A 9,553-nucleotide genomic window follows, 5' to 3' on the forward strand; every position below is an offset into this window, starting at 1 on the left:
AGTTTTAAATTACTGATAAATATAAGTGTTAATGATCACAGAAAATATTATAGGACAATCAAAATAGGGTTGTAGGGGAGGGAAACTAGGTTTCCCTAGTGAAGGAGGATACGCTTTTTATCCAATTTTTTGATAATATGCGTATGTGATTAATTATACTCAAATTTGGTAATAGATATATAATAAAAACAATAAAAAATCATATTATATTTGAAGGAATTAGACATAGCTTTGTTGTATATAGAATATAATAGATTTAACTATTTATGAAAAGCAATGTGAAAGAGGGTATAATCTTGAATATACGAGAATATAGAGAAAAATTAGAAGAAAAGATATTATCAAAGAATGCTAAATTAAGTTGTGAGTCTAAAGGAAGAGAAAAAAATGAAAAGAAATGTGATATAAGGACAGAATTTCAAAGAGATAGAGATAGAATTATTCATTCCAAAGCATTTAGACGATTAAAGCATAAAACTCAAGTTTTTTTATCTCCAGAAGGAGATCACTATAGAACAAGACTAACCCATACATTAGAAGTTTCACAAATATCGCGAACTATCTCTAGAGCATTACAATTAAATGAAGACTTGACAGAAGCAATATCATTAGGTCATGATTTAGGACATACTCCATTTGGACATACTGGGGAACATATGTTAAATAAACTGAACAAAAAGGGATTTAATCATAATGAACAAAGTCTTAGGATTGTAACATTTTTAGAAAGAAGAAAAGAGAAAGAAAAAGGATTAAATCTTACTTATGAAGTTCGTGATGGAATATTAAATCATACTGGAGAGAAAATTCCTGTTACATTAGAAGGACAATTAGTAAAAATTTGCGATAGAGTAGCATATATAAATCATGATATAGATGATTCTATTAGAGGTAATATATTAAATATAAGAGATCTACCGAAGGATAGTATTAAAGAGTTAGGAGAAACTCATGGAAATAGGATAAATACTATGATAAAAGATATAATAATAAATAGTAAGGATAATAACTATATAACAATGAGTGAAGAAATAAAATATTATACGGATAAACTTAGAAGATTTATGTTTGAAAATGTATATTATAATAAAAAAGCTAAAAGAGAAGATGGTAAAGCTGAATATTTAGTAGAACAATTATATAATTATTATATAAATCATATAGATAAAATTCCGTTTGAATTTAGAGATAATCCAGGAGATATAGATGATTTTGTATGTGATTATATTGCTGGGATGACAGATAGATATGCTTTGAAAAAATTTAATAATATATTTGTACCATCTCCTTGGGAAGAATAAACTATTTAAAAAAATTAATACTTTTTCAAAATATAAATGAAGGATATTAGATTTTTATGTCGAAGATTGTTTGTTCAACCCTTTTATAAAATGTTATAATATTTTAAGTGAAATTAATAAGGATGATTTAATGAAAATATTAGTAGATTCTGATGCTTGCCCAGTTAAAAATATAATTAATAATATTTCAAATAAATATAATATTGAAACATTTTATATAACAAGTGTTTCCCACTATTCAATTAGTTCTAATATAGATCAATCAAAATTTATTTATGTAGACAATACAAATCAATCTGCAGACATTGAAATACTTAATAGAGCAGTTAAAAAAGACATAGTCATAACTGATGATTATGGTTTAGCATCTTTAGTATTATCCAAAGGATGTTATTGTGTATCTTCTAAAGGATATATATATAATAAAAATAATATTAATAATCTTCTTACTCAAAGGTATATAAGTATGAAAGAAAGAAAACTTAATAATAGAGTTAAAGGTGGACCTAAAAAGAGAAGATCTAAAGATGATGAAAAGTTCACAAAAAACCTAATAAAAATGTTAAATAATAATTTTATTGAAAATTAATAAATATAATAAGAAGGATTTAGTCAATTTTTGACGAATAGATAAATGAAGGTGGTATAAATGTCTTATACCTATAATGATGAGGTTATTAATGAAATAAGGGAAGCAAGTGATATAGTTGATATTATTTCAGATTATATAGAATTGAAGAAAACAGGATTAAATTATAAAGGAATTTGTCCATTTCATAATGAGAAGACTCCTTCTTTCGTAGTTTCTCCTAATAAGCAAATATTTCATTGCTTTGGATGTGGAGAAGGAGGAGATATAATAACATTTCTTATGAAGCATAGAAATTTAACTTTTATTGAAGCATTAAAAGATTTAGCAGATAGGTCTAACATTATATTACCTGAAGGGAATGATGATGCTGGGAAAAAGAAATATGACGAAAGAGAGAAATTATTTAAATTAAATAGAGAAGCTGCTCTGTTTTATTATAATAATTTAAAATCAAATAAAAGGGCCTTAAAATATTTAAAGTCTAGAAATATTGATTTTAAAATAATAAATAAATTTGGTATTGGATATGCCAATGATAGCTGGGATGATTTATTTAAATATCTTAAAGAAAAGGGATATGAAGAAGAATTAATATATAAAGTAGGGTTAATAGTACAAAGAAGGGATAAATCAGGATATTATAATAGATTTAGGAATAGAATAATATTTCCTATAATAAATATTAGAGGTAAAGTATTGGGTTTTGGAGGAAGGGTTATTGACGATGGTCAACCTAAATATTTAAATACTCCAGATACTCCTATATTTAATAAAGGATATAATCTTTATGGTATAAATATTATAAAGGATAATAGAAGATATGATAAAGCAATATTAGTAGAAGGATATATGGATGTAATATCACTTAATAAATATGGAGTTGATTATGCGGTTGCATCTTTAGGAACTGCGTTTACTGAAAATCAAGCAAAACTTTTAAAAAGATATGCAAAGGAATTTTATATTTGCTATGATTCTGATGAAGCTGGTATGAGAGCTACTGATAAAGCATTAGAAGTTCTATATCAGCAAGGTATAAAAGCAAAAGTTATTATATTGCCAAAGGGTAAGGATCCTGATGACTTTATTAAGGAAAGAGGAAAAAAAGCCTATCAAGAAGCGATAAATAAATCTTTAGATTTGATTGATTATAAAATATATATGTATAAGAAAAAATTTGATATAAATAAACCTGAAGGTAAGATAAAATTCACTAAAAAAATTACTCAGTTTTTAAAAAAGATGAAAGGTTCTATTGAATTTGACGTATATATAAATGAGATATCAAATAATACAGGTATATCAGTAGATACTATAAAAAATGAAATATATGGATATAGAGATAATAATTTAAATAAATCCTATAAGGACAAGTATAGTAAACCTTATTTTAGGAATAATATAAAAGATCGTATTAAGCCTGTTGAGTTTTCATTGGAACCAGGACATTTGACAGCAGAAAAAAGATTATTAAATTTATTACTACAAGATAAGAATATATATAATAAAGTGAAAGAAGAATTTATGTATATGGATTTTTTAGATGAAGATAATAGAAAAATTGCTGAAATTATATATAAAAAATATGAAAAATCCGAAGTATTAAATATAGAAGAGATTATTGATGAATTAGATATTAATACATCGGAGAAACTAAGAAACATTATAAATCTTGTTTCAAATGACGACAATAAAGAAAAAGCAATAAAAGACTATGTAAATAGAATAAATTATTATAAAAAAAAGATAAGAAGAGATTATTTAAAAAAAGAAATAAATCAAATTAAAGATAAAACAGATAAGTCTAAAGGAGAGGTTGAAAAATTAAGGGTTTTAATGATGGAATATGTACAGCTAGACAAAGAATTAAAAGTAAATCACTAATTGTTGCTGAGAGGAGGGAAAGCAATGAGTGATAAGAAAAATATAAACAGCAAAGATATAAAAAAGAAAGTAATTGAAGATATTATTTCTAAAGGGAAGAAAAAAGGTATATTAACATATAAAGAAATAATGGATTCATTAGAAAATGTAGATTTATCACCAGAGCAAATAGATGATATATATCAAAGGCTTGAAAATCTTGGCATAGAAATAGTAGGTGATAAAGATGAGTTATTAGAAGACGATGATAGTAATGATGATGATAGTAAGATAATATCTGTTCCTAAAGGAATAAGTGTAGATGATCCTGTTAGAATGTATTTAAAAGAAATAGGAAAAGTTCCATTATTAACAGGAGATGAAGAAGTAGAATTAGCTAAAAGGATGGAGCAGGGAGATGAGAAAGCTAAAAGGAGATTATCAGAGTCTAACTTAAGATTGGTAGTTAGTATAGCAAAAAGATATGTTGGGAGAGGAATGTTATTTTTAGATTTAATACAAGAAGGTAACATGGGACTTATAAAGGCTGTTGAAAAGTTTGATTATACTAAGGGTTATAAGTTTAGTACTTATGCTACATGGTGGATTAGACAGGCTATAACAAGAGCTATAGCAGATCAAGCAAGAACTATTAGAATACCGGTGCATATGGTAGAAACCATTAATAAACTTATAAGAGTTTCTAGACAATTATTACAAGATATTGGTAGGGAACCAACAGCAGAAGAAATAGCCAAAGAGATGAATTTAGATGAAGAGAAAGTAAGAGAAATAATTAAAATAGCTCAGGAGCCAGTATCTTTAGAGACGCCTATTGGAGAAGAAGAAGATAGTCATCTTGGAGATTTTATTCCAGATGACGATGCTCAAGCTCCGTCAGATGCAGCAACTTTTACTATGCTAAAAGAACAATTAGTAGATGTATTAGATACTCTTACAGAAAGAGAGCAAAAAGTATTAAGATTAAGATTTGGTTTAGATGATGGTAGAGCTAGAACTTTAGAAGAAGTAGGTAAAGAATTTGATGTAACTAGAGAGAGGATTAGACAAATTGAGGCTAAAGCACTAAGAAAACTAAGACATCCAAGTCGCAGCAAAAAATTGAAAGATTTTCTAGAATAAAAATGCTTCTATAGAAGCATTTTTACATTTTATAAATATTAAAGATTCGTCTGACGGCGAATCTTTAGTATGATATTAGGAGGTAAATATGAAAAATGAATCTAACTCCAAGATTGTTAGAAATAGCAAATAAAGTAGATAAAGGATCAGTAGTAGCTGATATTGGAACAGATCATGGATATATACCAGTATATTTAGTAGAAAATAATATATCCGATAAGATTATAGCATGTGATGTAAATGAAGGTCCTCTTCAAAGTGCTATAAATTATATATCAAAAAAGGAATATAAAAGTTTTATAGATACAAGATTAGGAAATGGATTAAATCCACTAAAACCTAATGAAGTAGATACAGTAATTATAGCTGGTATGGGTGGAATACTCATAGCAAATATTTTAGAACAAGATAAAGAAATAGCAGATACCATAGATAAATTTATACTACAACCAATGGTAGCAAGTGATGAATTAAGAAAGTATTTAAATAAAAATGGATATAAAATAATAGATGAAAAACTAAGTAGAGAAGACAATAGATTCTATGAAATAATTGTAGCAACTCATGGTAAGGAAGAAATAAATGATGAAATATACTATGAAATTGGATATAAGTTAATAGAAAATAATGATATATTATTAAGGGATTATTTATTAAAGAAAATAAATAAAACAGAAAAAATATTAAAAAATATAGAAGTAAATGGAAACATAGAAGGAAATAAGAAGTATATCATGTTAAAAAAGAGACTTTCTAGATTAGAGGAGGTTTATCGTGATAACATCAAAGAAAGTGATTAATAAATTAGAAGATATTGCACCAAAAAAATTAGCAGAAGAATGGGATAATGTAGGATTACAGATAGGAAGTTTAAATAAAAAAATAAAAAAGGTATTGTTAGCATTAGATATTAATATAGATGTAGTAGAAGAAGCCATAGAAAATCAAGTAGACATGATAATATCTCATCATCCAATGTTTTTTGATCCTATTAAGACTATAGATTTGGATACTTATAAAGGACAAATGATAGAAAAAATAATTAAAAATGATATAGTAGTATATAGTGCTCATACAAATTTAGATTTATCTAAAGATGGAGTGAATGATGCATTAGCTGAGACATTAGAAATTGAAAATTCTCAAATATTAGTAACGGAATATAGAGAAGCCATGTATAAATTATCAGTATTTGTACCAGTTACCCATGAAAATAAAATAAGAAAGGTATTAGGAGATGCTGGAGCAGGAGGTATTGGTAATTATAGTTATTGTACCTTTACGTCTAAAGGAATAGGAACATTCAAACCAAATGAAGGTTCAAATCCTTACATAGGTAACATAGAAGAATTAGAAAAAGTTGATGAAGTGAAAATTGAAGTAATTGTGTCGGGAGATATACTTGACGATGTAGTGAAAAAAATGATTTATAATCATCCTTATGAAGAAGTAGCTTATGATATATTTAAATTGGAAAATCAATATATAGAATATGGCATAGGTAGGGTTGGTAATATAAATAAAACTACATTAATTAATTTTGCAAAAAAAGTAAAAGAGAAATTAAATAGCGCGTACTTAAGAATATATGGTAATATAAATGAAGAGGTAGAAAAAATAGCTGTAGTAGGAGGAAGTGGTTCAGATTTTATAAAAGATGCTAAAAAAGCAAATGTGGATGTGTATATAACAGGAGATATCAAACATCATGATGCTCAACAAGCTATGGAATGGGGGTTAAATTTAATAGATGCAGGACATTTTAGTACAGAAAAGATTGTCATGAATAAACTAGAAAAATATTTTAGAAAAGAATTTTCTACTGATATTGAAATATTAATATCAGAAAAAGATAATTCAGGAAAGTATTTAAGTATATAAAGGGGTACTAAGGAGGTATTTTTTCATGAGTCAACTGAAATCTATTTGGAATATGCATGAAATTGATAAAGAGATAAAGGAGCTAGAATTAGAAAATGAAACTTTAGAAAAAAATGATAATATTCAAGATATTTTATTAAGTTTACAAGAAAAAGAGTATGATATAACTAATTTTAAAACTCAATTAGAAGTTGATGATATTAAAATACAGAGATTAAATCAAAAATTAAAACAAAAAAATTTCAAGTTGAAAGAAGTTAATGAAAAATTATATAGCGGAGAAATAACAAATATAAAAAAATTATCAACACTTCAAGATGAAGAAAAACAAATTAAGGAAGAATTAGAAGATATTGAAAATGAAATATTGAAATTATTAGATAATATAGAAAGTGATACAGAAAAATTATATTCTGTGGAAAAAGAGTATAGGACATTAAAAGATAAATATAAAGAATTAAAAAGATCGAATAAAGAGAGAAGTAATATCATAAAAAATAAATTAAAAAATTTAAAGGAAGAAATAAAAAAAATAAAAATCAATTTAGATAAAGATGTATTAGAAAAATATGAAAATTTAAATAAAAAGAAAGGTAAAGCAATTGCGAAGATAGATGGAGATAAATGTACAGGATGTCATATGTCTATTCCATTATCAACTATTTCAAAAATAAAAAAAGGCAATGAACTTATATATTGTGATAATTGTGGTAGAATTTTATTTTATCAATTAGAAGATAAAGCATAATACAAATAAATGGATACGTTGGAATATATAACCCCTTGAATAGAACTAGAATACATGGTACACTATTAATTGTCGTTAGAAAAGAAAAAAATAAATATGAGTAAGTCAGATGATCGCATGCTTTTGCATGAGGAAAGTCCGAGCTTCACAGGGCACGGGTGCTGGGTAATACCCAGTGGGGGCAACCCTAAGGATAGTGCAACAGAAATAAACCGCCTGTTTCCAGGTAAGGATGGAAAGGTGAGGTAAGAGCTCACCAGCAACTAGGTGACTAGTTGGCTCTGTAAACCCCACCCGAAGCAAGACCAAGTAGGGACTTTAAACAAGCGGCTGCCCGTCGCTGTCCCGTAGGTAGGTTGCTGGAGTCTATTGGTAACAATAGACCTAGAAAGATGATCGTCTAATACAGAACTCGGCTTATAGGTTTGCTCATATACATATAAAGATATAAAACATTATATATTATAGAATCAAAAAACTTTGAAGATGTACTCTTCAAAGTTTTTATTATGATTACTAATATATATGTAAAGTTAACTTGACATGAATTCAACTTTTCGTTATACTAATAGTGGAAAGTATGCTTTACAAATGGAGGAAATAAATGTGAAGAATAAGTTGGAAGAGATAAGAAAAGCACGAAGTATAAAGCAAGAACAACTGGCAGATGCCTTAGAAGTATCTAGGCAAACAATCAGTTCTTTAGAAAATGGTAGATACAATCCATCTATTATATTAGCATTTAAGATTGCTCGTTATTTTAATCTTAGTATTGAAGAAGTCTTTATTTATGAGGAGGAAAAAAAATATGAAAAGAAATAAAAAGGATCTCGCATTATTAGTTATAGGAATATTAATTTTTGTGACATCACTAATTGGATTTTCATACACAGAAAATTGGCTTTTAGCAATTGGGGTAGGTATTGGAACAATGGTATTATCATCAGCAGTCAACAGAATACTTACAAATTATTCTTTGAAAAATGATAAGGAACTACAGAAGAAACATGAAATTGCCAATAATGATGAAAGAAATCAGTTTATTATATATAAGGCAAGTTATCGAGTTTATCAACTTATGACACCAATTTTGGGAGTCCTTGGTATTTCTTTGGGAATTATGAGAGTAGAAATATGGATAATATGTATTCCTGTAGGGATATTGCTCTTGGAAGCAATTTTAATGGTTATGTTCCATTCCAAATATAATAAAGAATACTAAAGTATTGAATATTGCTCATTGATGAGATAATAAGTATAATCTGTGTTTGTAATTAAGACGCATCATTTATAAAACACCACATAATGAAGCCTTAATATTAAGGCTATATTAAAAATCATAAATATCATCACTTTTCTTAAATAGAGCAAATAATAAAAATGGTTCTATAATAAATGTTGGAGTCACCTTAATTTTTTCACCTCAACATTTATTGTAGAACCTTTTTTACAGACCCTTATGTTAAATAAGGAAGTATTGTTTTTAACAATTTTTTATATAATTCTAGTTCTGCTGGAGAACATTTTTTTAATAAATCTAATATTTCTTTAAAATCTATTTCGTATTTTCCATATGAACCATAAGATTCAATTATATATTCGTTATTTATTATTTCATCACCAAAGATAAGGTAGTCTAGTGAAATATGTAGATGTTTGGCCATATTTACCATAGTAGGCAAACTCATCTGTCTTTCTCCTCGTTCCAATTGTCCTATATAGTAATCAGAAAGATTCATTAATTCAGCAAATTCTTCCCTTGAGAGATCTAGTTTTTCTCTTTCATTTCGAATTCTTTGACCAATTGCTTCATTATTTATTTCATTTTTCATTTAATCACTCCTAATCTTACTTTATACTTTAACGGATTTTAAAAGATATTTTAATTTGCATATAGCTTATATATAATATTTGCTTATAGCTGTTTTTTAATATAAAATTATAATTGTATTTAGAATAATTGGAGGTAACTAACAGTTACAATGTTGACAGCCTCCCATGTTCATAAAGAGCATGGAGTGATAC

General features: G+C 26.8%; 10 protein-coding genes and 1 other RNA gene. 10 read left to right on the forward strand and 1 reads right to left on the reverse strand.

All coding sequences use genetic code 11. The annotated features are described in order from the left end of the window. The first annotated feature begins 296 nt into the window (after positions 1–296). The 10 genes from GOQ29_RS06605 (at position 297) to GOQ29_RS06650 (ending at position 8,750) form a co-directional block, all read left to right on the forward strand. The gene (locus GOQ29_RS06605; protein ID WP_203371855.1) at positions 297–1,301 is read left to right on the forward strand and encodes a deoxyguanosinetriphosphate triphosphohydrolase; all 1,005 of its coding nucleotides are present in this window, start codon (positions 297–299) and stop codon (positions 1,299–1,301) included. Between the two features lie 130 nt (positions 1,302–1,431). Then, positions 1,432–1,890 carry a DUF188 domain-containing protein gene (locus GOQ29_RS06610; protein WP_203371856.1) on the forward strand — a complete coding sequence of 153 codons (459 nt, stop codon included), beginning with the start codon at positions 1,432–1,434 and terminating at the stop codon, positions 1,888–1,890. A gap of 60 nt (positions 1,891–1,950) precedes the next feature. Further along, positions 1,951–3,777: a DNA primase gene (gene dnaG / locus GOQ29_RS06615; protein WP_203371857.1), complete on the forward strand. Its 1,827-nt coding sequence runs from the start codon at positions 1,951–1,953 to the stop codon at positions 3,775–3,777. A gap of 24 nt (positions 3,778–3,801) precedes the next feature. After that, positions 3,802–4,899: an RNA polymerase sigma factor RpoD gene (gene rpoD / locus GOQ29_RS06620; protein WP_203371858.1), complete on the forward strand. Its 1,098-nt coding sequence runs from the start codon at positions 3,802–3,804 to the stop codon at positions 4,897–4,899. Between the two features lie 95 nt (positions 4,900–4,994). Then, on the forward strand, positions 4,995–5,699 hold the full coding sequence (locus GOQ29_RS06625; protein ID WP_203371859.1) for a tRNA (adenine(22)-N(1))-methyltransferase: 705 nt from the start codon (positions 4,995–4,997) through the stop codon (positions 5,697–5,699). After that, positions 5,674–6,780, forward strand: a complete 1,107-nt coding sequence (locus tag GOQ29_RS06630) for a Nif3-like dinuclear metal center hexameric protein (protein WP_203371860.1) — start codon at positions 5,674–5,676, stop codon at positions 6,778–6,780. Before GOQ29_RS06625 ends, GOQ29_RS06630 begins: the two co-directional genes overlap by 26 nt. Positions 6,781–6,805: 25 nt before the next feature. Then, the gene (locus GOQ29_RS06635; RefSeq protein ID WP_203371861.1) at positions 6,806–7,528 is read left to right on the forward strand and encodes a zinc ribbon domain-containing protein; all 723 of its coding nucleotides are present in this window, start codon (positions 6,806–6,808) and stop codon (positions 7,526–7,528) included. Positions 7,529–7,625: 97 nt separating this feature from the next. After that, an RNA gene (gene rnpB / locus GOQ29_RS06640) (RNase P RNA component class A) lies at positions 7,626–7,964 on the forward strand. Between the two features lie 170 nt (positions 7,965–8,134). After that, positions 8,135–8,350, forward strand: a complete 216-nt coding sequence (locus tag GOQ29_RS06645; protein WP_203371862.1) for a helix-turn-helix transcriptional regulator — start codon at positions 8,135–8,137, stop codon at positions 8,348–8,350. Further along, a complete protein-coding gene (locus tag GOQ29_RS06650) occupies positions 8,337–8,750 on the forward strand; it encodes a DUF2178 domain-containing protein (RefSeq protein ID WP_203371863.1) in 414 nt (137 codons plus the stop codon). The genes GOQ29_RS06645 and GOQ29_RS06650 overlap by 14 nt, the downstream gene beginning before the upstream one ends. 235 nt (positions 8,751–8,985) lie before the next feature. On the opposite strand, the gene GOQ29_RS06655 is transcribed toward GOQ29_RS06650, so the two are convergent. Beyond that, positions 8,986–9,360, reverse strand: a complete 375-nt coding sequence (locus GOQ29_RS06655) for a helix-turn-helix domain-containing protein (RefSeq protein ID WP_203371864.1) — start codon at positions 9,358–9,360, stop codon at positions 8,986–8,988. Positions 9,361–9,553 lie beyond the last annotated feature (193 nt).

Origin of the sequence: Anaeromonas gelatinilytica, assembly GCF_016820635.1 — a bacterium.
GTDB classification, from domain to species: domain Bacteria; phylum Bacillota; class Clostridia; order Tissierellales; family SIT17; genus Anaeromonas; species Anaeromonas gelatinilytica.